The organism is Vibrio minamisatsumaniensis (assembly GCF_050337445.1).
Taxonomy (GTDB): Bacteria; Pseudomonadota; Gammaproteobacteria; order Enterobacterales; family Vibrionaceae; genus Vibrio; species Vibrio artabrorum.
This window is the reverse complement of record NZ_JAKJSY010000010.1, coordinates 101,897-126,144: the sequence shown is the minus strand read 5'-3', so window position 1 is coordinate 126,144 and position 24,248 is coordinate 101,897. Positions and strand designations below refer to the sequence as shown.

General features: G+C 44.5%; 23 protein-coding genes. 13 read left to right on the top strand and 10 right to left on the bottom strand.

Translation table 11 applies throughout. The annotated features are described in order from the left end of the window. The first annotated feature begins 117 nt into the window (after positions 1 to 117). The 4 genes from rpsP to rplS are packed head-to-tail and all read left to right on the top strand — an operon-like array spanning position 118 to position 2,124. On the top strand, positions 118 to 366 hold the full coding sequence (rpsP, locus tag L4B77_RS02140) for a 30S ribosomal protein S16 (RefSeq protein ID WP_021705764.1): 249 nt from the start codon (positions 118 to 120) through the stop codon (positions 364 to 366). Between the two features lie 23 nt (positions 367 to 389). Continuing rightward, on the top strand, positions 390 to 944 hold the full coding sequence (gene rimM, locus L4B77_RS02135) for a ribosome maturation factor RimM (RefSeq protein ID WP_261838069.1): 555 nt from the start codon (positions 390 to 392) through the stop codon (positions 942 to 944). Between the two features lie 26 nt (positions 945 to 970). Then, positions 971 to 1,711, top strand: a complete 741-nt coding sequence (gene trmD / locus L4B77_RS02130) for a tRNA (guanosine(37)-N1)-methyltransferase TrmD (protein ID WP_004735512.1) — start codon at positions 971 to 973, stop codon at positions 1,709 to 1,711. 59 nt (positions 1,712 to 1,770) lie between these two features. Further along, positions 1,771 to 2,124 carry a 50S ribosomal protein L19 gene (rplS, locus tag L4B77_RS02125; RefSeq protein ID WP_004735514.1) on the top strand — a complete coding sequence of 118 codons (354 nt, stop codon included), beginning with the start codon at positions 1,771 to 1,773 and terminating at the stop codon, positions 2,122 to 2,124. A 264-nt stretch (positions 2,125 to 2,388) separates the two neighbouring features. Here the strand turns inward: rplS and yacG are convergent, their stop codons facing one another. The 8 genes from yacG to nadC form a co-directional block, all read right to left on the bottom strand. Beyond that, positions 2,389 to 2,586, bottom strand: coding sequence for a DNA gyrase inhibitor YacG (gene yacG / locus L4B77_RS02120; RefSeq protein ID WP_261838068.1), 198 nt, complete (start codon positions 2,584 to 2,586; stop codon positions 2,389 to 2,391). Between the two features lie 80 nt (positions 2,587 to 2,666). After that, positions 2,667 to 3,407, bottom strand: a complete 741-nt coding sequence (gene zapD, locus L4B77_RS02115; RefSeq protein ID WP_261838067.1) for a cell division protein ZapD — start codon at positions 3,405 to 3,407, stop codon at positions 2,667 to 2,669. Between the two features lie 26 nt (positions 3,408 to 3,433). Then, the gene (gene coaE, locus L4B77_RS02110) at positions 3,434 to 4,048 is read right to left on the bottom strand and encodes a dephospho-CoA kinase (RefSeq protein ID WP_261838066.1); all 615 of its coding nucleotides are present in this window, start codon (positions 4,046 to 4,048) and stop codon (positions 3,434 to 3,436) included. Between the two features lie 2 nt (positions 4,049 to 4,050). Continuing rightward, complete coding sequence (locus L4B77_RS02105; RefSeq protein ID WP_261838065.1) at positions 4,051 to 4,920, bottom strand: prepilin peptidase; 870 nt, start codon at positions 4,918 to 4,920, stop codon at positions 4,051 to 4,053. A 67-nt stretch (positions 4,921 to 4,987) separates the two neighbouring features. Then, positions 4,988 to 6,217 (bottom strand): type II secretion system F family protein, encoded by a 1,230-nt coding sequence (locus L4B77_RS02100; protein ID WP_429748252.1) that lies wholly within the window; start codon positions 6,215 to 6,217, stop codon positions 4,988 to 4,990. Between the two features lie 14 nt (positions 6,218 to 6,231). Beyond that, a complete protein-coding gene (gene pilB, locus L4B77_RS02095) occupies positions 6,232 to 7,917 on the bottom strand; it encodes a type IV-A pilus assembly ATPase PilB (protein ID WP_429748251.1) in 1,686 nt (561 codons plus the stop codon). After that, entirely contained in the window at positions 7,918 to 8,331 is a 414-nt protein-coding gene (locus L4B77_RS02090; protein WP_429748250.1) for a pilin, read from the bottom strand. A 253-nt stretch (positions 8,332 to 8,584) separates the two neighbouring features. Then, positions 8,585 to 9,475: a carboxylating nicotinate-nucleotide diphosphorylase gene (nadC, locus tag L4B77_RS02085; protein WP_261838061.1), complete on the bottom strand. Its 891-nt coding sequence runs from the start codon at positions 9,473 to 9,475 to the stop codon at positions 8,585 to 8,587. 83 nt (positions 9,476 to 9,558) lie between these two features. On the opposite strand from nadC, the gene ampD reads away from it, so the two are divergent. The 5 genes from ampD to lpdA all read left to right on the top strand — a co-directional run bounded on the left by ampD (position 9,559) and on the right by lpdA (position 17,724). Next, positions 9,559 to 10,158, top strand: a complete 600-nt coding sequence (ampD, locus tag L4B77_RS02080) for a 1,6-anhydro-N-acetylmuramyl-L-alanine amidase AmpD (protein ID WP_429748263.1) — start codon at positions 9,559 to 9,561, stop codon at positions 10,156 to 10,158. A 483-nt stretch (positions 10,159 to 10,641) separates the two neighbouring features. Then, positions 10,642 to 11,403 (top strand): pyruvate dehydrogenase complex transcriptional repressor PdhR, encoded by a 762-nt coding sequence (pdhR, locus tag L4B77_RS02075; protein ID WP_429748262.1) that lies wholly within the window; start codon positions 10,642 to 10,644, stop codon positions 11,401 to 11,403. A gap of 62 nt (positions 11,404 to 11,465) precedes the next feature. Continuing rightward, positions 11,466 to 14,129, top strand: a complete 2,664-nt coding sequence (aceE, locus tag L4B77_RS02070) for a pyruvate dehydrogenase (acetyl-transferring), homodimeric type (protein WP_429748249.1) — start codon at positions 11,466 to 11,468, stop codon at positions 14,127 to 14,129. Between the two features lie 30 nt (positions 14,130 to 14,159). Further along, positions 14,160 to 16,055, top strand: coding sequence for a pyruvate dehydrogenase complex dihydrolipoyllysine-residue acetyltransferase (gene aceF, locus L4B77_RS02065; RefSeq protein ID WP_261838059.1), 1,896 nt, complete (start codon positions 14,160 to 14,162; stop codon positions 16,053 to 16,055). A 241-nt stretch (positions 16,056 to 16,296) separates the two neighbouring features. Continuing rightward, entirely contained in the window at positions 16,297 to 17,724 is a 1,428-nt protein-coding gene (gene lpdA, locus L4B77_RS02060) for a dihydrolipoyl dehydrogenase (protein WP_429748248.1), read from the top strand. A 390-nt stretch (positions 17,725 to 18,114) separates the two neighbouring features. Here lpdA and L4B77_RS02055 read toward each other — a convergent pair whose 3' ends face one another. Beyond that, a complete protein-coding gene (locus L4B77_RS02055) occupies positions 18,115 to 18,720 on the bottom strand; it encodes a LuxR/HapR/OpaR family quorum-sensing transcriptional regulator (RefSeq protein ID WP_429748247.1) in 606 nt (201 codons plus the stop codon). A 326-nt stretch (positions 18,721 to 19,046) separates the two neighbouring features. Between L4B77_RS02055 and hpt the strand changes: the two genes are divergently transcribed. After that, the gene (gene hpt, locus L4B77_RS02050; protein ID WP_261838056.1) at positions 19,047 to 19,577 is read left to right on the top strand and encodes a hypoxanthine phosphoribosyltransferase; all 531 of its coding nucleotides are present in this window, start codon (positions 19,047 to 19,049) and stop codon (positions 19,575 to 19,577) included. A gap of 73 nt (positions 19,578 to 19,650) precedes the next feature. Here hpt and can read toward each other — a convergent pair whose 3' ends face one another. Next, positions 19,651 to 20,310 carry a carbonate dehydratase gene (gene can, locus L4B77_RS02045; RefSeq protein WP_429748246.1) on the bottom strand — a complete coding sequence of 220 codons (660 nt, stop codon included), beginning with the start codon at positions 20,308 to 20,310 and terminating at the stop codon, positions 19,651 to 19,653. Between the two features lie 286 nt (positions 20,311 to 20,596). Here can and L4B77_RS02040 point away from each other — a divergent pair, with 286 nt between their 5' ends. The 3 genes from L4B77_RS02040 to L4B77_RS02030 all read left to right on the top strand — a co-directional run bounded on the left by L4B77_RS02040 (position 20,597) and on the right by L4B77_RS02030 (position 24,214). Further along, positions 20,597 to 22,228, top strand: coding sequence for a SulP family inorganic anion transporter (locus tag L4B77_RS02040; protein WP_429748261.1), 1,632 nt, complete (start codon positions 20,597 to 20,599; stop codon positions 22,226 to 22,228). Between the two features lie 296 nt (positions 22,229 to 22,524). Further along, positions 22,525 to 23,442 (top strand): ABC transporter ATP-binding protein, encoded by a 918-nt coding sequence (locus tag L4B77_RS02035; RefSeq protein WP_261838054.1) that lies wholly within the window; start codon positions 22,525 to 22,527, stop codon positions 23,440 to 23,442. Between the two features lies 1 nt (position 23,443). Beyond that, complete coding sequence (locus tag L4B77_RS02030; RefSeq protein ID WP_372039492.1) at positions 23,444 to 24,214, top strand: ABC transporter permease; 771 nt, start codon at positions 23,444 to 23,446, stop codon at positions 24,212 to 24,214. Positions 24,215 to 24,248 lie beyond the last annotated feature (34 nt).

Genomic DNA, 24,248 nt, shown 5'->3' with positions numbered 1-24,248 from the left:
CCCTTGCATTGCCCCGGAATAAGAGTAAAATTCCGGGGCTTTAATTTGGCACGAGACCCCAAGCTATTTACTTATACTTGGGGTTAATTATTTTATTAAGAAAGCAAAGAGGACGACATGGTAACCATTCGTTTGGCACGTCACGGTGCAAAGAAGCGCCCATTTTATCAAATCGTAGTTGCGGATAGCCGTAACTCTGCAACTGGCCGTTTCATCGAGAAAGTAGGTTTCTTTAACCCTACTGCTCAAGGTCAAGAAGAAGGTCTACGTCTAGACCTAGATCGCGTTAACCACTGGGTTGGTCAAGGCGCATCTCTATCTGACCGCGTAGCTAAGCTAGTTAAAGACGCTCAAAAAGCTGCTTAATTCTTTTTTAAGAGAAATAGCTTATGTCGATGAAGGGTAAAGAAACTATGAGCAAGCAAAACGAAAGAATTGTCATGGGTAAACTTGGGTCTACCTATGGTATTCGTGGCTGGCTTAAAGTGTTCTCCTACACAGACAATGCTGAAAGCATATTTGATTACAGTCCTTGGTATATAAAGATCAAGGGCGAGTGGGTTGAGTATAAAGTTGAGAGCTGGAAACGTCATGGTCAAGGCTATGTATGTAAGCTAGCGGGATTAGATGTTCGTGAAGACGCGCAACTGATGACTAACTTTGAAATTGCTATTGACCCTGCTTCGTTACCTGAATTGTCAGAAGATGAATTCTACTGGCGTGAATTGTTCGGTATGCAAGTTTTTACCACTAAAGGTTACGACCTTGGTGAGGTCACTGACCTATTAGAAACTGGCTCGAACGATGTTCTAGTAATAAAAGCAAATCTTAAAGATGCTTTTGGCCAAAAGGAACGGTTAGTACCGTACCTTGAAGAGCAAGTGATCAAGAAAGTTGATCGCGAAGCTCGCCGGATCGAAGTTGACTGGGATCCTGGATTCTAACTCCTAATTACAGAGCGAGAGAACACATGTGGGTTGGCATTATTAGCCTATTTCCTGAAATGTTCCGTTCTGTTACTGATTTTGGAGTAACAGGTCAAGCGGTTAAAAAAGGTCTTTTATCTATTGAGACATGGAATCCTCGCGATTTCACTCATGATAAACATCGCACTGTTGATGATAGACCTTACGGTGGTGGTCCTGGCATGTTAATGATGGTTCAGCCTTTGCGCGATGCTATCCAAACAGCCAAGCAAGCAGCACCGGGAAAGACGAAAGTTATCTATCTTTCACCTCAAGGTCGTAAACTCGACCAGAAAGGTGTTGAAGAGTTGGCAACAAACGAGAACTTGCTTCTTATTTGTGGTCGCTATGAAGGGGTAGATGAGCGCATTATTCAATCTGAAGTCGATGAAGAATGGTCGATTGGAGATTTTGTGATGACGGGTGGCGAACTGCCAGCCATGACGTTGATTGATTCAGTCTCTCGGTTTGTTCCGGGTGTACTTGGAGATTTCGCTTCAGCAGAAGAAGATTCTTTTGCCAATGGTTTGCTCGATTGCCCCCATTATACGCGCCCTGAGGTGCTAGACGATAAAGATGTGCCATCGGTACTCAAGTCTGGAAACCATAAGGACATTCGTCGCTGGCGATTAAAACAATCGTTGGGCCGAACTTGGCTAAGAAGACCAGAGCTCCTGGAAAACCTAGCTCTGACTGACGAACAGGAACAATTACTGGCTGAATTCATTAAAGAGCAACGCTCTTAACGAAAAGCAAGCAGTAACCTATTAAATTTAGTATCAGTTTATTCTAGGAATTTATACAAATGAGCAACATCATCAAGGCTCTTGAAGAAGAGCAACTAAAATCAGACCTTCCTAAATTCGCACCAGGTGACACTGTTGTAGTTCAGGTTAAGGTAAAAGAAGGTGACCGTGAGCGTCTACAGGCTTTCGAAGGCGTTGTAATCGCTATTCGTAACCGTGGTCTACACTCTGCATTCACAGTTCGTAAGATCTCGAACGGTGAAGGCGTAGAGCGTGCGTTCCAAACTCACTCTCCAATGGTTGATAGCATCGAAGTTAAACGCCGTGGTGCAGTACGTCGTGCCAAGTTGTACTACCTACGTGAGCGTTCTGGTAAGTCAGCTCGTATTAAAGAGAAACTTACTAAAAAGTAATTCTTTTTGCATTCTATCGATAAAAGCGGAGCCATTAGGCTCCGCTTTTTTGTGTCTGCTATTTAGAGTTTCGCAGGTAAGAGATCCCCAACTCGCTCGTCCCTCGCTCTTGAGGATGACGGACCAAAGCGAAACTCATATTTAACCGTCATTCCCTAGACTGACGAAGGAAGGAGTAGGGAATCTCCATTAGTGCAGTATTATAGGCAATAAAAAAGGGTCGACGTTAAACGCCAACCCTTCAAAATTTACTCGCGACTCGGCCTAGTACGGATCTTCTGACCAACCATCGCTATCTGACATATCAGGTGCGCCTGCGATGCTGTTTTCTTCGTCTGCCCATTCGCCGAAATCAATCATTTGACACTGCTTGCTACAAAATGGGCGATATGGGCTTTGCTCACCCCACTCAACATCAGTCTTACATTGAGGGCATTTAACGATGGTGATTTTCTTCGACATAGTGATTCTTAACTTGAAGGTGGAATAACAGTGAATTTAGGCTTGAGTGACGACTCAAGCAAGCGATAAAAGGGCATTCATTAGGTGCAGATAGCCAACTCAAATTCGATATCTTGAGTGCAGGCTTGCCCTGTTTCAAAGCTGATGAACTTGATGGCAAAACGGTTTTTATGCCCCGAAATCATGGGATAAGCGCCATAGTGCATAGGGATGGACAGGCGAAGGATATTTGCTTCGTCAGCATCGCTCTGGAAAAATCCTACTCGAGCAATTTGCCCTTTAAGGTGGCCAGTTTCTCTGGTTAGCTTTAGCCAAAGCGTGAGTGCTTCATACAAAGGCTGCAGGCTATCCATCCATGTTTTAGCATCTCTCATTTTTTTCTCGAGGGGCAGATGCAGCCAATAATGTAATGCGGGTAGATCAAAACAACATGAGCCACCAGGTAGATTAAAACGTTGACGAATGGCACTCAGGAAACGATCTTCTTTGAGTGATTGCCCAAAACGCTCTGCCTGCATGAGATTGCGATATATGTTACCCACATCATTAAGCAATGACGTTAGCATCTCTTGATCAACGCCTTCAACGTTTAACCAGCTTTTGTAGGTTAGACGTTGTTTCTCAATATCTTTTGCGAGTTCGCTTTTGAGTTGAATCTGTTCAAAAATTTCAACCAGATCAAAAATAGAGCGGAAAAAGAGTTGATACTGTTGAGCATCGGAAAATGTAGAAGATAGGTGAAGTTGCCTCAAGAGCGATTCAACTCTTAAGTAGATTCGTGTTTTTTCATTTAGAGGATGTTCAAACTTATGGGAGATCATCAAGCAAACCTTTCTTCAATATACATCTATTCTGACCTATCTATGGTACTTAATGCCACATACTTTTGGTGTAAATCTGTGATTTGAGGCAAAAGTTCATGGTTTTTAGTATGGTTTTCAATCACGTCATTTGCAACGGCCAAGCGTTGCTCTCTTGAAGCCTGCGATTTTAAAATGGCAATCACCTGTTCTCTAGAAACATTGTCGCGACTCATGGTTCGTTCTATTTGCACTTCTGTGGGCACATCCACGATCAAAACGCGATCGGCCATGCCTTGCATTTGATTTTCAACCAATAGCGGTGCGACTAATAAAGCATAAGGCGAAGTCACTTTAGACAGGTCACTGTTAATTTTGTCGCGGATCATCGGATGAAGAAGATCATTGAGCCACTGCTTCTCGTTGGGTTCAGAGAAGATCACTTCACGCAGTTTAGAGCGGTTTAGCGTCCTATCTTCAAGCAATATCTCTTCACCAAAGTGAGCGACAATCTGTTTGAGACCCTCGCTGCCTAGTGCGACTACTTCACGCGCCACAATATCAGCATCGACAATATCAATATTAAAGTGTTGATTGAAGAGGTTAGCGACGGTGGTTTTACCGCTGGCGATGCCACCGCTTAATCCGATAATGATTGCCATACTTAAAGTCCTAGTACCGAAGTGAAATACCAACCCATAATGTCATTACCCCACAATAGACTTACCCAACCGGCGATCGCCAGATAGGGGCCAAACGGGAAAGCTTTATCGATACCTTGCTGTTTTAAGCGAAGTTGGATCAACCCAAAAATAAGTCCGACAAGCGATGACAAGAGAATGATCATGGGTAGATATTGCCAACCAAGCCATGCACCAAGCGCGGCCAAGAGTTTGAAGTCACCGTAACCCATGCCTTCTTTGCCTGTGAGTAGTTTGAACAGCCAATACACAGACCATAGGGCTAGGTAGCCGGCCATTGCACCAACGACAGAGTCTTGAAGTGATATGGGACTGACATCAAACAGAGCTAGAGCGATACCAGACCAAATTAGAGGTAAGGTGATTTGATCCGGTAATAGCATGGTATCGAGATCGATGAAAGTCGCACTGATCAATGCGAAGGTGAAAAATATCAAAGCAATAGTGTAGTAACTGAAACCAAAGTGGCTAGCGACAACGGTGCAAAGGATGGCCGTAAGCAGTTCGACGAGAGGATAGCGAGCACTGATTGGATTCGCACAGCTGTGGCACTTACCCTTTAAGAACAACCAACTTAAGACTGGAATGTTGTCGACGATTCTTAATTGGGTTTTGCATTTCGGGCAGGCAGAGCGAGGAATACTGAGATTAAACTTCCCCTCTGGTGCTGGAATTTTATATTGAGAGAAATACTCCGAGCACTCTTGTTGCCATTCTCGTTCCATCATAATCGGTAAACGGTGTATGACGACGTTGAGAAAGCTGCCGATAAGCAGGCTAAAAATGAAAGCTAATACGGGGAATAGCCAAGGATAGTAGTGAAATACTTCCATAGTGTCCTTTACCACTTAATCAGAGTGAGCAGAGGTAGGCTGCTCATGGGTGTTTAGTTGCTTTTAGCTATCCTAACACACTCATAAGATTAAAGATCGGTAAGTACATCGCGACCACAAGCCCCCCCACCACGGTACCTAAAAATACGATGATCAGTGGCTCTAAAATCTTGCCTAAATTTTCCACGGTGTTGTCGACTTCAAACTCGTAAATAGAAGCCACTTTATTGAGCATATCATCGAGGTTACCCGACTCTTCGCCTATCATCACCATTTGTAAAACCATTTCTGGGAAGGCATTGGTATTGCGCATGGCAATGTACATCGGCATGCCTGCTGCGGTCTCACGGTGAACCTCAATGATGGCCGATTCATAATGCAGGTTGCCTGCTGTTTTGGCTGTGGTTTTGAGGCTCATTAGAATAGGAATCCCTGAGCTGAAGCTGGTTGATAACGTCCGGCTGAATTTTGCGATAGAAGCTTTGGCTAAAACTCCACCGAGAATAGGGAAGCGCAACCCGAGGCGGCTTAAAGACAATTTCATGGAATGGGAACGTTGACATAGTTGATGGATAAACAAAATGATTATCCCAATCCCCACCGCGGTATAGAGGCTATAAGCCTGCATCCAGTCGGAAAGATAGAGTACTTGTTGAGTGAACCAGGGTAGGTCGGCGCCAAAGCCAGAAAACATCGATTCAAATTCAGGGATGACCATGGTGAGCATTAAATAGGAAACGATCAGGGCAACCGCAACAACCATTGCGGGATAGATGAGCGCCTTGATAACCTTATATTTTAGTTGTTCACTTTTTTCACGATAGGTCGCTAAACGTTCAAATACTTGTGCTAGATTGCCGGAGAGTTCCCCTGTCGCAACTAAATCGGTATACAGATCATCAAAATGACAGCTTGCGGTTCGCATTGCTTTTGAAATCGGGGTTCCCGCTTCAACGCCCTTACAGATGCGCGATAAAATCGATTTCATTTCAGCTTTGCGGTGATTGTCTGAAACCAGTTTAATGGCTTGCACGATGGGCACACCAGTCGCCAACATGGTCGCCAGTTGGCGAGTCAAGATTGTGATGTCTTTGGTTTTGACTCGATGTGTTAAACGAGTCAGTGCTGAAATGTTTTTGTTTTTAATTTTCTTTATTTGGATATGCTGATCTTTGAGCTTGTCTCGGACTTCTAATTCGGTGAGTGCTAAAGTTTGCCCAGAAACCTTTTTGCCTGAGCTGTTAATGCCCTTCCAATAGTAGTTTTTGAGTTTTGATTGTTTGCTTTTACGACTCATTCTTACTCCGTGAATTATAGGTACAGAACACGTTGTAGCTCTTGATAGCTGGTGGTGCCCTCAAGCAATTTATCCAGACCGGACTCTTGCAGCGTTCTCATGCCTTCTCGGCGAGCCAAATGTTCAATGGTTAACGCGTCCGGTTTTTCGATCAGGCTACTTTTGAGCTGGTCACTAAACAACATCACTTCGTAGATACCCACTCGACCGGAATAACCTTGATTACACTCATTACACCCTTGAAGGTTGGCTTTGTAGATGGTTTGGTTGTCAGGAATCGAGTGGCGTAAAAATATGTCTGGGGAGTCGTCCGTTACTTTGCAATGGCGGCATAATCGTCTTGCTAATCTCTGCGCGATAATCAAGCTCAGTGATGAAGCAAGATTAAAAGGTTCTATTCCCATATGAGCGAGCCGAGTGACGGTTTCTGCTGCGGAGTTGGTGTGCAGTGTCGAAAGGACTAAGTGTCCCGTTTGTGAGGCTTTGATCGCGATCTCTGCGGTTTCTAAATCACGTATCTCACCAACCATCACCACATCGGGATCTTGTCGTAAAAACGATCGCAGTGCCTCAGCAAATCCAAAGCCGATTTTAGGCGTCACTTGAACCTGATTGATGCCGTATAGGTTAATCTCGACCGGATCTTCGGCTGTTGAAATGTTGCGTTCCGTGGTGTTGAGGACTCGAAGGCCAGTATAAAGGGAGACGGTTTTCCCGCTGCCGGTTGGGCCGGTCATTAAAATCATCCCTTGTGGTCGTTTTAAGGCGCTGAGATAGAGTGCTTTTTGATCTTCGCTGTAACCGAGTTTATCGATATCGAGATTGGCCGCGCTGCTGTCTAGAAGACGCAGTACGATCTTTTCTCCCCAGAGTGTTGGTAGTGTGGACACGCGCATATCAATCGCCAGGTCGTCGTTTAAACGTAACTTTATACGACCATCTTGAGGCAATCGGCGTTCGGCAATATCCAGCTTAGCAAGAATCTTTAAGCGAGCTGATAAACGGCGACTTAAATGGGAAGCGGGTTGCTGGGTCTCTATGAGGATGCCATCGCAACGCAGCCGCACGCGATAGTGTTCTTCGTAGGGCTCAAAATGGATATCGGATGCGCCCTTGCGTACCGCATCAACCAGTATCTGATTGATAAAACGGCTTACCGGAGAGTCGTCTTGGCTAAGATCTTCAATAGAAGCGATCTCATCATCAGAGATCTCAACCAGATTGGCGAGCTCATCTTGGCTGATCTCTTTGCGCTTGGAGTCTTGCCCGGAAATAGAACGGCCATACAGTTTGCGTATTGCGCCTTCCAGCTCAGAGTAGTTAGCGACAACCAATTCAATCTGTAACCCAGTCGCAAATCGAAAATCATCTTCTGCGAGTAAATCGGTCGGGTCAGCGGAGGCGAGCGTCAGAGTGGAGTTAGAGACGGAAATCGGGATAGCTCGATATTTAGTGATCAGTTCACGAAGCCCTAATTGTTCACACAAGCTTTCATAGCCGGTATTGACGAGTTGTACTAACGGTAAACCGAAGATGGTTTTAATGTTGTTTGCTAAGGAATCGCCAGTGAAAAAATCGAGAACGAGTAAAGCTTCAGGTGTCGAAATGCCTGAAGCTTGTACATGTTCCGCCACGGCTTGTTCTTGTGTCAGGCTAAGTAAACCAGCCTGACGGAGAACGGTTGGGAGGTTGGTGAGCATTTAGCAACCATCTAATGAAACATCAGAATCTTTACTATTTTCGCATGTCCAACCGTTAGTACCACGACTAAACTTTAGGGTGGCAGCATTTACTGAACTTGTGTCATTAAATGTAAACTTGATTTCGTTTTCTTTATCTATTGAGATAGTTCCTAAAGAACTGGCTGAAGAAACTGTCCCTAGGTCAGTTATAGCAGTAGCTGATGAGATTGACCCTTTTTCTTGAAATATGAGTTCAGCTGGTGTGATTAGAGATCGCATAGTCGCTAGACCTGAAGAGAGTTCACTCTTGGTCACGTAGTTTTTATATGCTGGCACTGCAATCGCAGACAACACACCAATGATCGCCACCACGATCATCAATTCAATTAAGGTAAAACCTTTCTGATTGGTTTTTCTTTTTTTGTTCTTCATTGTTCTATTCCATTGTTGAGTTGGTTGCAGCGCAAGCACTGGTTGATAGAAAGAATAGAAGTCAAAATAGGGAAGTGGAATGGTGTTCAGGTGTGGTCGCGAGTGGTTTGGTATTTATTAGTGTAGCGTTTCATATAGCGCGCAAAATTATGCGATCAGCTTAAATAACGGCTGTAATACTGATAATTAAGGCAATAAAAAAGCACGGTCATCAACCGTGCTTTTACATGAAAATTATCTATTATTCAGTTAATTACGCTTTAAATCTCATCGAAAGATCCATTGCTTTTAGGTGCTTAGTCAGTGCACCTACAGAGATGTAATCAACGCCTGTTTCAGCAAATTCTGCAATGGTGTCTAGCGTCACGTTACCTGAGTTTTCGAGTGCAGCACGCCCGGCGTTGATTCTAACGGCTTCACGCATCATGTCTGTGGTGAAGTTGTCGAGCATGATGATGTCTGCGCCAGCGCTGATCGCTTGCTCTAGCTCTGCTAGGCTTTCGGTTTCCACTTCTACTGGCTTTCCTGGGTTTAGCTCTTTTGCAGTAGAGATAGCCTTCTCAATACCACCACAAGCGATGATGTGGTTTTCTTTGATTAGGTAAGCATCAAAAACACCAATACGGTGATTGAAACCGCCACCACAAGCGACCGCGTATTTCAGTGCACTGCGTAGTCCGGGGATGGTTTTACGAGTGTCTAATAGGCGGCATTCTGTGTGTTTGATTTTGTCTGCGTAGATTGCCGTTGTCGTTGCACAGCCTGATAGCGTTTGAATGAAGTTCATTGCGTTACGCTCACCGGTTAATAGCGCGCGTGCCGGGCCAGTCAGTGTGCAAAGCGTTTGGTTTGGTTCTACTTTGTCGCCATCTTCAACGTTCCACTCGATGGTGACTTCACCACCCAGTTGCTTAAACACTTCATCAGCCCAAGCTTTACCACAGAATACGCCGTGCTCACGGGTAATGATGGTTGCACTGTTGATTGCGCCTGCAGGGATTAGACTTGCCGTAATATCAGCCGCAGGATCTAACGTGCCGCCTAGATCTTCTTTGATGGTCTCAGCGACTGCACGAGTGATCTCGAGAGGCAGTTGCTGTTTTAAGTAGTCAAGGCGTTGGTGGCTGTTATGTGTGTTTTTCATCGCAAATCTAATCTTGAAAGGGAGTGAGAATGGCATGATACTCTTGCTTAACTTCAAATTAAAGAGGCTAGCGCGACGGCTCTATAGGCAAGGCCAGATCTTATTGTGCTAGCAGAAAAGAAAGTGAGACCCAGATGATGATCTGCTCCAATGGATGGTACGACAACGCTCGGCATGTTCCTTCCCCATATTTTGATGCTAGACCGAGTATCGACGATATCTCTCTGCTGGTGGTGCACAATATTAGTTTGCCTCCGAGCCAATTTGGTGGACCTTATATTGAACAGTTTTTTACGGGGAAACTTGATCCCACTGAGCATCCGTTTTTTAAGGTGATCCACCAAATGGGTGTCTCTGCGCATTGTTTGATTCGCCGTGATGGTGAGGTCGTCCAGTTTGTCTCATTTCTTGATCGTGCTTGGCACGCCGGCCAATCGAGTTTTGCAGGGCGTGAAAGGTGCAATGATTATTCGATTGGCATTGAGCTGGAAGGCAGTGATTTTGTGGCTTATAGCGAGCTGCAGTATCAAGCGCTTACCCAATTAACAGAAACGATTGTATCCACTTTCCCTCAAATCACCACGGAACGTATCACAGGCCATCAATATATAGCACCACTGCGTAAAACCGATCCTGGTTTGGTGTTCGACTGGCAAAAGTTTAAAAAAAATCTCAAGGTTTAAGTCTCTACCTTGAAGAGAGTCTTACTGCTGTTAGGCGCTGAATAGTCAACGCTTAGCATAATGACTGGTGCATTTTTGTTGTTGCGATGTAAAGAAAGTGGTGGAGAGAAGAGCCTTTATAAATAGAGAGTGTGACGCGCTTATCAAATCGTCATTTATTAAAACTTATGAACAGAAACTCCATCTTAAATGTGCGCTTGGTTCTATTTGTAAACAAGTGCTGCTAATCTTTCTGAAACAAATTATTTTTATCTTGAAACTTTTTCACACGATTCCTGCCCAAAAGTATAACCCCTGTAAATGGTAAGACCATTTTGGTTGCTGTTTTAAACTTCATTTGTTAACCCTTGGTTAATTTGCGCCTCATTCTATGATGTAGGTCAATTTTGCACTGGACAGTGGCGTTTTAATTATGTTAATTTCTGCTCAACTTAAAATTGGTATTACCAATTGTCAGCGAAGAAAAAAGAAGAACAACAAACTATGGCTTATCAAAGGATTCGTCAGCCAAAACTCTCCGATGTTATCGAACAAGAGTTAGAAAGGTTGATAGTGGAAGGAACACTGGCTCCTGGGCAGCAATTGCCACCCGAGCGCGAACTGGCGAAACAGTTCGATGTGTCTCGTCCTTCAATCCGAGAAGCGATACAACGTTTGGAAGCCAAACGCTTGCTTACCCGTCGTCAAGGTGGGGGAACATTTGTGAGTGAAAATATCTGGAAAAGCTTTTCAGATCCTTTGCTTAATTTGTTGTCATCCCATTCTGAAACCCAACTAGACTTGTTGGAATCGCGTCATGCGATGGAAGGGATTTCGGCTTACTTTGCGGCATTACGTGGCACTGATGAAGACTTTGTTCGAATTCAAGCATGCCAAGAAAAAATTCACGACGCGCAAGATAAGGGTGATATAGAAGCCGAATCTGCAGCCGTGATGGCTTTTCTTATTGCTTTAACAGAGGCAGCACACAATGTGGTGTTATTGCACATTGTACGCAGTTTGGCTCCGTTACTTGAACAAAACGTTTTGCAGAATTTAAAGCTGTTGCATCGTCGTAAAGACGTTGTGGAGAAAGTGAGTATACATCGAGCTAACATTGTAGATGCGATTGTTTCAGGTCAGCCAGAACATGCGCGTGAAATGTCACATTCTCATTTAGCTTACATCGAAGAAACATTGCTGGATTTGACCAAAGAAGAATCGCGTCGCGAGCGCTCTTTACGTCGAATTCAACAGGGTAAATAACCGTAATACTTCGGCTATTTACATGTTTAGTAGAATCCAACTAACAAAAAGGATAGATCGCCATGTCTGACATGAAGCATGACGTTGATGCTCTGGAAACTCAAGATTGGTTAGAAGCTCTTGAATCAGTAGTACGTGAAGAAGGTGTAGAACGTGCACAGTTTTTACTAGAACAAGTTCTAGATAAAGCGCGTTTAGATGGTGTTGATATGGCTACAGGCATCAACACAAACTACATCAACACCATTCCAGCAGCACAAGAGCCAGCTTACCCTGGTGACGTAACTCTTGAGCGTCGTATTCGTTCGATTATTCGCTGGAACGCAATCATGATCGTATTGCGTGCTTCTAAGAAAGACCTAGACCTTGGTGGTCACATGGCTTCTTACCAGTCAGCAGCTGCGTTCTACGAAGTGTGTTTCAACCACTTCTTCCGTGCTCCAAACGAGACAGACGGTGGCGATCTGGTTTACTACCAAGGTCACATCTCTCCTGGTATCTACTCGCGTGCATTCGTTGAAGGTCGTCTCACTGAAGAGCAGCTAGATAACTTCCGTCAAGAAGTGGATGGCAAAGGTATCCCTTCTTACCCGCACCCGAAACTGATGCCTGAGTTTTGGCAGTTCCCGACCGTATCTATGGGTCTTGGCCCTATCTCTGCTATCTACCAAGCGCGCTTCCTTAAGTACCTTGACGGCCGTGGCCTGAAAGATACGTCAGCGCAACGCGTATACGCGTTCCTAGGTGACGGTGAGATGGATGAGCCAGAATCACGTGGTGCTATCTCTTTCGCTGCGCGTGAGAAGCTAGACAATCTATGTTTCCTAATCAACTGTAACCTGCAGCGTCTAGACGGCCCTGTAATGGGTAACGGCAGCATCATCCAAGAACTTGAAGGTCTATTTAAAGGCGCAGGTTGGAACGTTGTTAAAGTTATCTGGGGCAATAACTGGGATGCTCTATTAGCTAAAGATACAACGGGTAAGCTGCTACAGCTTATGAACGAAACGATCGACGGTGACTACCAAACATTCAAATCGAAAGATGGCGCATACGTACGTGAGCACTTCTTTGGTAAGTACCCAGAAACAGCTGCACTAGTTGCAGACATGACTGATGACGAAATCTTCGCGCTTAAGCGTGGTGGTCACGATTCTTCTAAACTGTTTGCTGCATTCAACAATGCAAAAGAGACAAACGGCAAGCCAACGGTCATCCTAGCTAAGACGGTTAAAGGTTACGGCATGGGTGATGCCGCTGAAGGTAAGAACATTGCACACGGTGTTAAAAAAATGGACATGACTCATGTTCAACACCTGCGTGATCGCCTAGGCCTAGAAGATATTCTTTCTGATGAGAAAGTGGCTGAACTTCCTTACCTAAAACTGGAAGAAGGTTCTGCTGAGTACGAATACCTGCACGCTCGCCGTAAAGCACTAAAAGGTTACACGCCACAGCGCCTACCTAAGTTCACACAAGAGTTTAAAATACCAGAACTCGAAGAGTTCGCTCCTCTACTGGGTGCTCAAAAGCGTGAAATCTCGACCACTATGGCTTATGTACGTACGCTAAACATTCTGCTTAAAGATAAGAACATTGGTAAGAACATTGTTCCTATCATCTGTGATGAAGCGCGTACATTTGGTATGGAAGGTCTCTTCCGTCAGGTTGGTATCTACAACCCACACGGTCAAGAATACACACCTGAAGATAAAGGCATCGTTTCTTACTACAAAGAAGCAACGTCTGGCCAAGTACTTCAAGAAGGTATCAACGAACTCGGTTCTATGGCTTCATGGGTTGCTGCTGCAACTTCATACAGCACCAACGATCTACCGATGATCCCGTTCTACATCTACTACTCAATGTTCGGTTTCCAACGTATTGGTGACATGGCATGGCTAGCAGGCGACCAACAAGCTCGTGGCTTCCTACTCGGTGCTACTGCAGGTCGTACAACACTGAACGGTGAAGGTCTACAGCACGAAGATGGTCACTCGCACATCCAAGCGAACACGATCCCGAACTGTATCTCTTACGACCCAACATTCGCTTACGAGCTAGCAGTAATCATGCAAGATGGTATCCGTCGCATGTACGGTCCTGAGCAAGAGAACGTTTACTACTACCTAACAGTAATGAACGAAAACTACGCAATGCCAGCAATGCCAGAAGGCGCTGAAGAAGGCATCCGTAAAGGTATCTACAAGCTTGAATCTCACGCTGGTGCTAAGGGCAAAGTTCAACTAATGAGCTCTGGTACTATCATGAACGAAGCGCGTAAAGCGGCTGAAATTCTAAGCGAAGAGTACGGCGTAGCATCTGACGTATTCTCTGTAACGTCGTTCAACGAACTAACTCGTGACGGCCAAGCGGTAGAGCGTGACAACATGCTTCACCCAGAAGCGGAAGAGAAAGTACCGTACATCACGACTGTTCTTGGTAACGAACCTGCGATCGCAGTGACTGACTACATGAAGAACTACGCTGAGCAAGTACGTGCGTACATGCCAACTGAGTCTTACAAAGTACTTGGTACAGATGGTTTCGGCCGTTCTGACAGCCGTGCAAACCTACGTCGTCACTTCGAAGTTAACGCTGGCTACATCGTAGTTGCAGCTCTAACTGAACTGGTTAAACGTGGTGACATCGAGAAATCTGTCGTTGTTGAAGCAATTGCTAAATTCGATATCGACACTGAAAAAACAAATCCACTTTACGCTTAATACAGCGCTAAACTAGAAGGTAAATAAGCAATGGCAATCGAAATTAATGTACCTGACATCGGTGCGGATGAGGTTGAAGTTACTGAGATTCTTGTAAGCGTTGGCGACAAGGTTGAAGAAGAACAGTCTCTGATCACTGTTGAAGGCGATAAAGCTTCTATGGAAGTTCCAGCGTCTCAAGCGGGTATCGTTAAAGAAATCAAAGTAGCGGAAGGCGATTCTGTTTCTACTGGTTCTCTTATTATGATCTTCGAAGCGGAAGGTGCAGCAGCACCAGCAGTTGAAGCGGCGGCACCAGTTGCAGCTGCTCCTGCAGCGGCGGCTCCTTCTGTTGCGAACGAACTGAAAGAAGTTCACGTTCCAGATATCGGCGGTGATGAAGTAGAAGTTACTGAAATCATGGTTAAAGTTGGCGATGCAGTAGAAGAAGAGCAATCTCTTCTTACTGTTGAAGGTGACAAAGCTTCTATGGAAGTACCAGCACCATTTGCAGGTATCGTTAAAGAAATCAAGATCGCTTCTGGTGACTCAGTATCGACTGGTTCTCTTGTGATGGTATTTGAAGTCGCGGGTTCAGGCGCTCCAGTGGCAGCAGCTTCTGCTCCTGTGGCAGCACCCGTTGCCGCGGCTCCAGCAGCATCCGCTGAAAAAGAAGTAAACGTTCCTGATATCGGTGGTGACGAAGTCGAAGTGACTGAAATCATGGTCGCGGTTGGCGATACAGTAGAAGAAGAGCAATCTCTAATCACTGTTGAAGGCGACAAAGCGTCAATGGAAGTGCCTGCACCATTCGCTGGTACAGTAAAAGAGATCAAGATTGCTGCTGGCGACACAGTGTCAACGGGCTCTCTAATCATGACTTTCGTCGTTGAAGGCGCAGCGCCTGCTCCTGTTGCAGCACCTGCACAAGCAGCAGCTCCAGCGGCGGCACCGGCTCCTAAAGCAGAAGCACCTGCAGCGGCTCCAGCCGCTGGCGACTTCCAAGATAACGGTGACTACGCGCACGCTTCTCCAGTTGTTCGTCGTCTAGCTCGTGAATTTGGCGTTAACCTTTCTAAGGTTAAAGGTACTGGTCGTAAGAGCCGTATCCTTAAAGAAGACGTTCAGTCTTACGTTAAAGATGCACTTAAGCGTCTTGAGTCTGGTGCCGCGGCATCTGGCAAAGGCGGCGACGGTTCTGCTCTTGGTCTACTACCATGGCCAAAAGTTGACTTCAGCAAGTTTGGCGAAACTGAAGTTCAGAAGCTTTCTAAGATTAAGAAGATCTCTGGCGCTAACCTGCACCGTAACTGGGTAATGATCCCTCACGTTACACAGTGGGACAACGCAGACATCACTGAGCTAGAAGCATTCCGTAAAGAACAGAACGCAATCGAAGCGAAGAAAGACACGGGCATGAAGATCACGCCACTTGTGTTCATCATGAAAGCGGTTGCTAAAGCGCTAGAAGCATTCCCAGCGTTTAACTCTTCTCTTTCTGAAGATGGCGAAAGCATCATTCTTAAGAAGTACGTAAATGTGGGCATCGCAGTTGATACACCAAACGGTCTAGTGGTTCCTGTTTTCAAAGACGTGAACAAGAAAGGCATTTACGAGCTATCTGAAGAGCTAATGGCTGTTTCTAAGAAAGCACGTTCTGGTAAGCTAACAGCGGCAGACATGCAAGGCGGTTGTTTCACAATCTCTAGCCTTGGTGGCATTGGCGGTACGGCATTTACTCCAATCGTAAACGCGCCAGAAGTAGGTATCCTAGGGGTATCTAAGTCTGAAATTAAGCCAGTTTGGAATGGTAAAGAGTTCCAACCACGTCTACAGCTTCCACTGTCTCTATCATACGATCACCGCGTGATCGATGGTGCTGAAGGTGCTCGCTTTATTACTTTCCTAAACAGCGCACTATCTGATATTCGTCGTTTAGTACTGTAATTGAGAAAGTAATGATAAGGTGACTTGCGGGTCACCTTAATTCTTTAGATAAAGATTATTTTTAGAGAACAGTTTCCTGCAGTTCTTATTATCTGATAGGGAATTGTTGTCTAGCTCACAGGCTAACTGAAAGCTACTTTCACACCGTTAACATCTCTGTAAAATGTTTCCTGTTTGAAAGCCCAATGATTTTAAGAACATCTACTCAGCCTGTTAGGGATAATGACTACAAGAGGTCACAATGAGCAAAGAAATTAAAGCCCAAGTTGTTGTACTTGGTTCAGGTCCTGCTGGTTACTCAGCAGCATTCCGTTGTGCGGATTTAGGTCTAGAAACCGTTCTGGTAGAACGTTACAGCACGCTTGGTGGTGTATGTCTAAACGTTGGTTGTATTCCATCAAAAGCACTTCTTCATGTTTCAAAAGTCATTGAAGAAGCGAAAGCGATGGCAGAGCACGGCGTTGTATTCGGCGAGCCACAAACGGACATCAACAAAATCCGTATTTGGAAAGAAAAAGTAGTAGATCAACTGACTGGTGGTCTTGGCGGTATGGCTAAGATGCGTAACGTTACGGTTGTTAACGGTTTCGGTAAGTTCACTGGTCCTAATAGCATCGAAGTTGTTGGCGAAGAAACGACAACAATTAACTTTGATAATGCAATTATTGCAGCGGGTTCTCGCCCAATCAAACTTCCTTTCATCCCACATGAAGACCCACGTATTTGGGATTCTACGGATGCACTTGAGCTGAAAGATGTACCTGAAAAACTGCTTATCATGGGCGGCGGTATCATCGGTCTTGAGATGGGTACGGTTTACCACTCTCTAGGTTCTAAAGTTGAAGTTGTAGAGATGTTCGATCAAGTTATCCCTGCTGCGGATAAAGACATCGTTAAAGTTTTCACTAAGCGCATTAAGAATAAGTTCAAGCTAATGCTTGAAACTAAAGTGACTGCTGTTGAAGCGAAAGAAGACGGTATCTACGTTTCAATGGAAGGCAAAAAAGCACCAGCTGAAGCTGAGCGCTACGATGCTGTTCTTGTTGCTATCGGTCGTGTTCCAAACGGTGCACTTATCGACGCTGAAAAAGCGGGTATCGAAGTTGATGAACGTGGCTTCATCAATGTTGATAAGCAAATGCGTACTAACGTTCCTCACATCCACGCGATCGGTGACGTTGTTGGTCAACCAATGCTTGCTCACAAAGGTGTGCATGAAGGTCACGTAGCTGCTGAAGTTATCTCTGGTAAGAAGCACTACTTCGACCCTAAAGTCATCCCATCCATTGCGTACACTGAGCCAGAAGTTGCTTGGGTAGGTAAGACTGAGAAAGAAGCGAAAGCTGAAGGCATCAACTACGAAGTTGCGACTTTCCCTTGGGCTGCTTCTGGTCGTGCAATCGCTTCTGACTGTGCAGACGGTATGACTAAGATGATCTTCGATAAAGAGACTCATCGCGTAATCGGTGGTGCTGTTGTTGGTACGAACGGTGGTGAACTTCTTGGCGAAATCGGCCTAGCAATCGAAATGGGTTGTGATGCAGAAGATATCGCTCTTACTATCCACGCTCACCCAACGCTACACGAGTCTGTTGGTCTAGCTGCGGAAGTATTTGAAGGTTCAATCACTGACCTTCCAAACAAGAAAGCAGTGAAAAAGAAGAAGTAATTCTTTTTTAGCCACTCGCTAATGTTTTTAAAAGCCGCTGACTCGTCAGCGGTTTTTTTATGTCTGAAGAAACGTTGGTCGTCATGCTTGTAGAGATCCCCAACTCGCTCGTCCCTCGCTCTTGAGGATGACGAAGTGAGGTGTTGACGTTTATGCTTTGGTGATTCTTTAGTGTGAAGTGAGAACTGTCACTCTATATGTCCGTGATTCCCTAGACTGACGAAGGAAGGAGTAGGGAATCTCTTTCAACTCATAGCAATCTATTGGCAATCAAAAAGGATTGACGAAAAACGCCAATCCTTAAATCATTTTACTCGAATCTCGAATCTCGAATCTCGAATCTCGAATCTCGAATCTCGAATCTCGAATCTCGAATCTCGAATCTCGAATCTACTTATAAATGCACAGCATGTTCAAGTAGCTATCCGTTAAGCTTGAAAGCTCTTCTGGTGTTTCTGCACGTTTCGCTTGGATAAATAGCGAGTAACAAATGCCATGGAATAGGTTTGTTAGGTGTTTAGGCGCATGCTTGTTGCTGACTTCACCACGTTCAATCGCTTGACTAAACATATTTTCCACTAACATTTGATTCGTACGATTTGTTGTTACAAATAGAGGCCATACTTCATCACGAGTCGAAGTGCTCCATTCGAACCAAACATTCAACCAATGGCAGTTTTTAGCGACTAAGCTCACCATTTCGTTCGTGATATTGTGTAAATTCTCTTTTGCGTGAATATCGAGATCGATCGTGTCTGAGAGAAAATTAGAGAATTGACGGACTACGTGATTCAGCACCTCATCAACCAGATCTTCACGGGTTGGAAAGTAGTTAAATACGGTTGCAACGGAAACTTGGGCAATGTCTGCGATGTCTGCATGACCGCCACGTCCAATACCACGACGAGAGAAGACCTCGAGCGCGATTTCCATCAATTGAAGTTTTCTTTTTAAGGGTGAAAGCCTAGTTCTAGGTCTCTTAGATATTGAGTCCATTTTATTTTCCTTGCCAACGAATTTTTTATATTAATGATTTTATTATTATTTAAGCACTAATGAGTGTAATGGTGCATATGAATATGGTCAATCCTTTGAGCTTGTTTTATAGGCAGTTGATCCATAAAGCGTGATCAGCATAGATATGAGAGAAAGCGACGGTTGGACAAGTCTTTGTGTGCACAATCGTTGATAATCTAACAGCAAATTCGAGTCATAAGGTGGTGTGGGTATTTGAGCAATGCTAGACTTAGCCACAAAATTGAGCGGCAAACCTGGCGAAACGGTCAATATTGGTCGCAATCACTAAATAAAATGAGAGCAGTATGAAGCATACAGTTGAAGTCATGATCTCTGAGCAAGAAGTTCAGGATCGAGTGAGCGAATTAGGTAAACAGATCACGGAGCATTACAACGGTAGTGAAGATCTTGTTTTAGTTGGCTTATTACGTGGATCTTTTGTCTTTATGGCGGATCTTGCTCGCGCTATCGATTTAACTCACCAAGTTGATTTCATGACGGCGTCTAGCTATGGCAATGGCATGGAAAGTTCGCGTGATGTACGTATTTTGAAAGATCTTGATGACGATATTCAAGGTAAAGACGTTTTGCTGGTAGAAGATATTATCGATACGGGTAATACACTGACGAAAGTGAAAGAGATTCTGAGCCTACGTGGTCCTAAATCTATCGAAATCTGCACGTTACTGGACAAACCTTCTCGTCGTGAAGTCATTGTCGATACTAAGTGGATTGGTTTTGAAATCCCGGATGAGTTTGTTGTTGGTGTGGGTATTGATTACGCACAAAAATATCGTCACTTACCGTATATTGGTAAAGTTGTTCCTCAAGAGTAATCTTTGTCTTTCTTGAGAAAAACATAAAAGGCTCGCACTGTGCGAGCCTTTTTCATATTTTTCGCTTTCAGTATCAACCAAGAGTTGGTGATGACAGGATTTTATCAAGTGCTTCTAGATGGGTGTTTTCTAGCGTGTCATTACTTGAACAACGTACCCCAAGATCTTGCAGCTTACCATTACCGATACCGTATACGACACCATGGATTTCAATCTCTTGCCCACGTTCCCATGCGGTTTGGATGATGGTTGAGTTACCGAGGTTGTAGACTTGCTCTGCGACGTTAATCTCACAGAGTTTGTCACCCCATTGTTCACGAGGTAGAGATTCAATCTGCTTACGATATTTAAGGTAGTTATCACGGATGTGAAGTAGCCAGTTATTGATCAGACCTAGTTTAGGGTTATCAATCGCGGCATTGACACCACCACAACCATAGTGACCACAGACAATGATGTGCTTAACTTTGAGTACGTCCACTGCGTATTGTACAACTGATAAGCAGTTAAGATCGGTATGAATGACTTGGTTGGCCACATTTCGATGAACAAACAGTTCGCCGGAATATAAACCCGTGAGACGCTCGGCCGGTACACGGCTATCAGAACAACCTATCCATAGGAAACCAGGGTTTTGTCCCTCTTCAAGCGTAGCAAAGTATTCTGGTCGTTCAGAGCGAATAGACTCTGACCATTTAGAATTATTTTCAAAAAGCTGTTTAATTTCTGGCATTTTACGTCTTACATCCCTTAATTAAGAATGGTAACTATACACAATGTTACAAATTCAATCCCGTAAAAAATCGATTAATACGCACTCATCTGACGTGTTCTAGTCCCTAAAATCATTAACTTAGCACATAAGCTACCATCTGGTTATAAGACATAAACAATGTGATTGATTTACCACTTTCGGCATGGCTCACTCATTTGCTAGAGTGATGAAATTTGTTCATTAATCATCAGGAAAGTGTATTTTGTTGGGACATCGTTTTACGGATATCAATCTCAAAGGTGACATGTTTGGCGGCGTAACGACTGCGATTATTTCACTGCCATTAGCGTTGGCATTTGGCGTTGCTTCTGGGGCGGGAGCTGAGGCTGGCCTTTGGGGCGCGATCATGGTGGGCCTATTTGCCGCATTGTTCGGTGGTTCGAGCAGTTTGATATCAGAGCCTACCGGTCCAATGACGGTGATCATGACCGCTGTTATGACAAGTATGGTCACCAAGTACCCTGAAAGTGGAATGGCAATGACCTTTACTGTTGTGATGATGGCAGGGGCTTTTCAGATATTACTGGGTACATTAAAGCTCGGAAAATATGTTACTTTGATGCCATATAGCGTGATCTCTGGGTTTATGTCGGGTATCGGCGTTATTCTAATTATTCTTCAGTTGTCTCCTTTATTAGGACATGCCGCTCCCTCTGGCGGGGTAATAGGCACGCTCTCTGCGCTTCCTGATACACTGGCTAATCTTAAAATCAGCGAACTGTTCTTAGGGGCATTAACGCTCGCTATTCTTTTCGGTTTTCCGGCTAAATATCGCAAGTATGTGCCCGCTCAGCTGGTTGCTTTGATTGCTGTTACGCTCTTTTCCGTCATTATTTTTGATACCGATTCCATTCGTCGAATTGGTGAAATTTCAGCGGGTTTGCCTTCTCTGGTTATTCCTACTATCAGTGCTGAGCAATTCACCACCATGGTTATTGATGCGTTAGTGCTAGGTACGCTTGGTTGTATTGATACGCTCTTGACCGCCGTTATTGGAGACTCACTGACTCGTAAAGAGCACGATTCCGACAAGGAACTTCGCGGGCAGGGTATCGCCAATATGATTTCAGGTTTGTTTGGTGCGCTTCCCGGTGCTGGTGCCACGATGGGCACGGTAACCAATATTCAGGTGGGAGCGCGTTCTCCGCTTTCAGGTGTTATTCGAGCGTTAGTACTTGCGCTAGTGGTATTGGTTGCGGGTGGCTTAACCGAACCGATTCCTATGGCGGTTTTAGCTGGCATAGCAATGTATGTCGGTTTCAATATACTCGATTGGAGTTTCATCCAACGTGCGCATAAGGTCAGTTATGCGGGTATGGGCGTGATGTATGGTGTGATGCTGTTAACCGTATTTGTTGATTTGATCATTGCGGTTGGCCTTGGTGTTTTTATTTCGAACATCCTGATTATTGAAAGATTGAGCCGAGAGCAAGCGAGACAAGTTAAGGCAATCAGTGATGGTGATGATGAAGAGGATATTCCACTAACGGATAGTGAACGCCAGTTGTTAGACTCTGCTAATGGCAAAGTATTGTTCTTCTATCTTTCTGGCCCGATGATCTTCAGTGTATCGAAAGCGATCTCACGTCAGCACTCAAGCATCTCAGACTATGAAGCCATGATTTTAGATTTGACAGATGTCCCGATGATTGACGTAACCGTTGGTTTGGCGCTCGAAAATGCGATCAAAGATGCCTTAGATGCGCAGTGCGAAGTTTATTTGCTGTGTCCGAATGAAAATACACGTCAACAGCTAGAGAAATTCCACGTGATTGATCTCGTGCCTGAATCCAACACCTACCGATTTAGATATGAAGCGTTAACGGCGGCAACAAGCTATGTAGACAGAGATGAACATCAATTTGTCGCAGTCTGAACTTCAACCTTAGTTTGAATTTATGTTTCAATCGATTATGTATTATTGAGCCATTATGAAAGTTGCTAAATTGATGATTTGGCGTTTTTTTTCTTTTATTGATAGTCGCTTGCCTCTCGTCCTTAAAGAAATGCTCAATCGACATTTGTGTTCATCGTAATTCAACGATAGACTTGCTGGCAAAATGGTCGTGCAGATAAGTTTTAAGCGGGTTTTAACTTGTTCGTTTAACGCTGCACACACTTCCTCATGTTCGACCAACGACACGTATCTATCGCAAATGGCAGTCTATCTCTATGTATGCATTAGAAATTGAGCAATTAAGAAAAACGTATTCCGGGGGCTTTGAGGCTCTCAAAGGCATTAGTTTACAAGTCAAAAAAGGCGACTTTTACGCGCTACTTGGCCCAAACGGAGCGGGTAAATCAACCACCATTGGTGTTATCTCCTCTCTGGTCAATAAGACTTCTGGCAAGGTTAATGTCTTCGGTTATGACATTGATACTGATTTGGAATTGGCCAAGCAGAATTTGGGGTTAGTGCCTCAAGAATTTAACTTTAACCCATTCGAAAGGGTTGAGCAGATTGTGCTGCAACAAGCCGGTTACTACGGCGTACCGAAAGCGCTTGCTAAAGAGCGGGCAAAGAAGTACCTATCTCAGTTAGATTTGTGGGATAAACGCAGCGAACGTGCTCGTAATTTGTCGGGAGGGATGAAGCGTCGTTTAATGATCGCTCGTGCACTGATGCATGAGCCTAAGCTCTTGATTCTTGATGAACCTACGGCGGGGGTTGATATTGAACTGCGTCGTTCAATGTGGGAGTTCTTAAAGGACATTAATGAAAAGCAAGGCACGACCATTATCTTGACCACACACTATCTCGAAGAAGCGGAAATGCTGTGTCGCAATATTGGAATCATCAATCGCGGTGAACTGATTGAGAACACAACAATGAAAGCACTGTTGGGTAAATTGAGTGCAGAGACCTTTATTCTCGATCTTGAAGAGGGGGCATCTGAACCTAAGCTTGAAGGTGTGAATAGCCAAGCCTTGGTCAATGGCTCTTTAGAAATCGAAATTGACAAAAACTTAGGTTTGAACTCAATCTTTGCCCAGTTGAGTGAACAGAATGTGAAAGTCCTTTCTATGCGTAATAAAGCGAATCGTCTAGAGGAGCTGTTTGTGAGTATTGTTCGAGAGGGGAGTAAATAATATGTACCGTCTATATTGGACCGCTTTTTGTAGCTTATTGACCAAAGAGATTAATCGCTTTACGCGTATCTGGGTACAAACGTTAGTACCGCCTGCGATTACGATGACGCTTTATTTCATCATCTTCGGTAACCTTATCGGTGCGAGAATCGGAGAAATGAACGGCTTTAGTTACATGGAATATATTGTGCCCGGCCTGATCATGATGTCGGTGATCACCAACTCATACTCCAACGTTGCTTCATCGTTTTTTAGTGCCAAATTTCAAAAGAACATTGAAGAGTTGCTCGTCGCACCGGTTCCCAATTACGTGATCATTGCCGGCTTCGTCATGGGGGGAGTGGTTCGTGGCTTGTTAGTGGGCACCATAGTCACTTTCGTATCCTTGTTCTTTGTCGACCTACAAGTTGACCATTGGGGGGTGATCATTGCGACGGTATTTTTAACTTCTATTGTGTTCGCTCTTGGTGGTTTAATTAATGCCGTGTTCGCACGCACATTTGATGATATCTCTATTATCCCGACTTTTATTTTAACGCCTCTGACATACCTTGGTGGGGTATTCTACTCGATCAGCCTATTGCCTGAATTTTGGCAAGGCGTGTCGAAGCTGAACCCGATTGTGTACATGGTCAATGCATTCCGATACGGCTTCTTAGGCGTGTCTGATGTGGGTATCGTAACGTCATTTAGCGTGCTTGGTGTGTTTATCGTGCTGTTATATGGCATTGCACACTACCTAGTGACAAAGGGTATTGGCTTACGTAGCTAATCTTTGGTTAATCTAAGTAACAGGCAAAGAAAAA

Bases quoted from the DNA above. Each gene is read 5' to 3' on its own strand.
- rpsP (WP_021705764.1), top strand. From the start codon at position 118: ATGGTAACCATTCGTTTGGCACGTCACGGTGCAAAGAAGCGCCCATTT.
- rimM (WP_261838069.1), top strand. From the start codon at position 390: ATGTCGATGAAGGGTAAAGAAACTATGAGCAAGCAAAACGAAAGAATT.
- trmD (WP_004735512.1), top strand. From the start codon at position 971: ATGTGGGTTGGCATTATTAGCCTATTTCCTGAAATGTTCCGTTCTGTT.
- rplS (WP_004735514.1), top strand. From the start codon at position 1,771: ATGAGCAACATCATCAAGGCTCTTGAAGAAGAGCAACTAAAATCAGAC.
- yacG (WP_261838068.1), bottom strand. From the start codon at position 2,586: ATGTCGAAGAAAATCACCATCGTTAAATGCCCTCAATGTAAGACTGAT.
- zapD (WP_261838067.1), bottom strand. From the start codon at position 3,407: ATGATCTCCCATAAGTTTGAACATCCTCTAAATGAAAAAACACGAATC.
- coaE (WP_261838066.1), bottom strand. From the start codon at position 4,048: ATGGCAATCATTATCGGATTAAGCGGTGGCATCGCCAGCGGTAAAACC.
- L4B77_RS02105 (WP_261838065.1), bottom strand. From the start codon at position 4,920: ATGGAAGTATTTCACTACTATCCTTGGCTATTCCCCGTATTAGCTTTC.
- L4B77_RS02100 (WP_429748252.1), bottom strand. From the start codon at position 6,217: ATGAGTCGTAAAAGCAAACAATCAAAACTCAAAAACTACTATTGGAAG.
- pilB (WP_429748251.1), bottom strand. From the start codon at position 7,917: ATGCTCACCAACCTCCCAACCGTTCTCCGTCAGGCTGGTTTACTTAGC.
- L4B77_RS02090 (WP_429748250.1), bottom strand. From the start codon at position 8,331: ATGAAGAACAAAAAAAGAAAAACCAATCAGAAAGGTTTTACCTTAATT.
- nadC (WP_261838061.1), bottom strand. From the start codon at position 9,475: ATGAAAAACACACATAACAGCCACCAACGCCTTGACTACTTAAAACAG.
- pdhR (WP_429748262.1), top strand. From the start codon at position 10,642: ATGGCTTATCAAAGGATTCGTCAGCCAAAACTCTCCGATGTTATCGAA.
- aceE (WP_429748249.1), top strand. From the start codon at position 11,466: ATGTCTGACATGAAGCATGACGTTGATGCTCTGGAAACTCAAGATTGG.
- aceF (WP_261838059.1), top strand. From the start codon at position 14,160: ATGGCAATCGAAATTAATGTACCTGACATCGGTGCGGATGAGGTTGAA.
- lpdA (WP_429748248.1), top strand. From the start codon at position 16,297: ATGAGCAAAGAAATTAAAGCCCAAGTTGTTGTACTTGGTTCAGGTCCT.
- L4B77_RS02055 (WP_429748247.1), bottom strand. From the start codon at position 18,720: ATGGACTCAATATCTAAGAGACCTAGAACTAGGCTTTCACCCTTAAAA.
- hpt (WP_261838056.1), top strand. From the start codon at position 19,047: ATGAAGCATACAGTTGAAGTCATGATCTCTGAGCAAGAAGTTCAGGAT.
- can (WP_429748246.1), bottom strand. From the start codon at position 20,310: ATGCCAGAAATTAAACAGCTTTTTGAAAATAATTCTAAATGGTCAGAG.
- L4B77_RS02040 (WP_429748261.1), top strand. From the start codon at position 20,597: ATGTTTGGCGGCGTAACGACTGCGATTATTTCACTGCCATTAGCGTTG.
- L4B77_RS02035 (WP_261838054.1), top strand. From the start codon at position 22,525: ATGTATGCATTAGAAATTGAGCAATTAAGAAAAACGTATTCCGGGGGC.
- L4B77_RS02030 (WP_372039492.1), top strand. From the start codon at position 23,444: ATGTACCGTCTATATTGGACCGCTTTTTGTAGCTTATTGACCAAAGAG.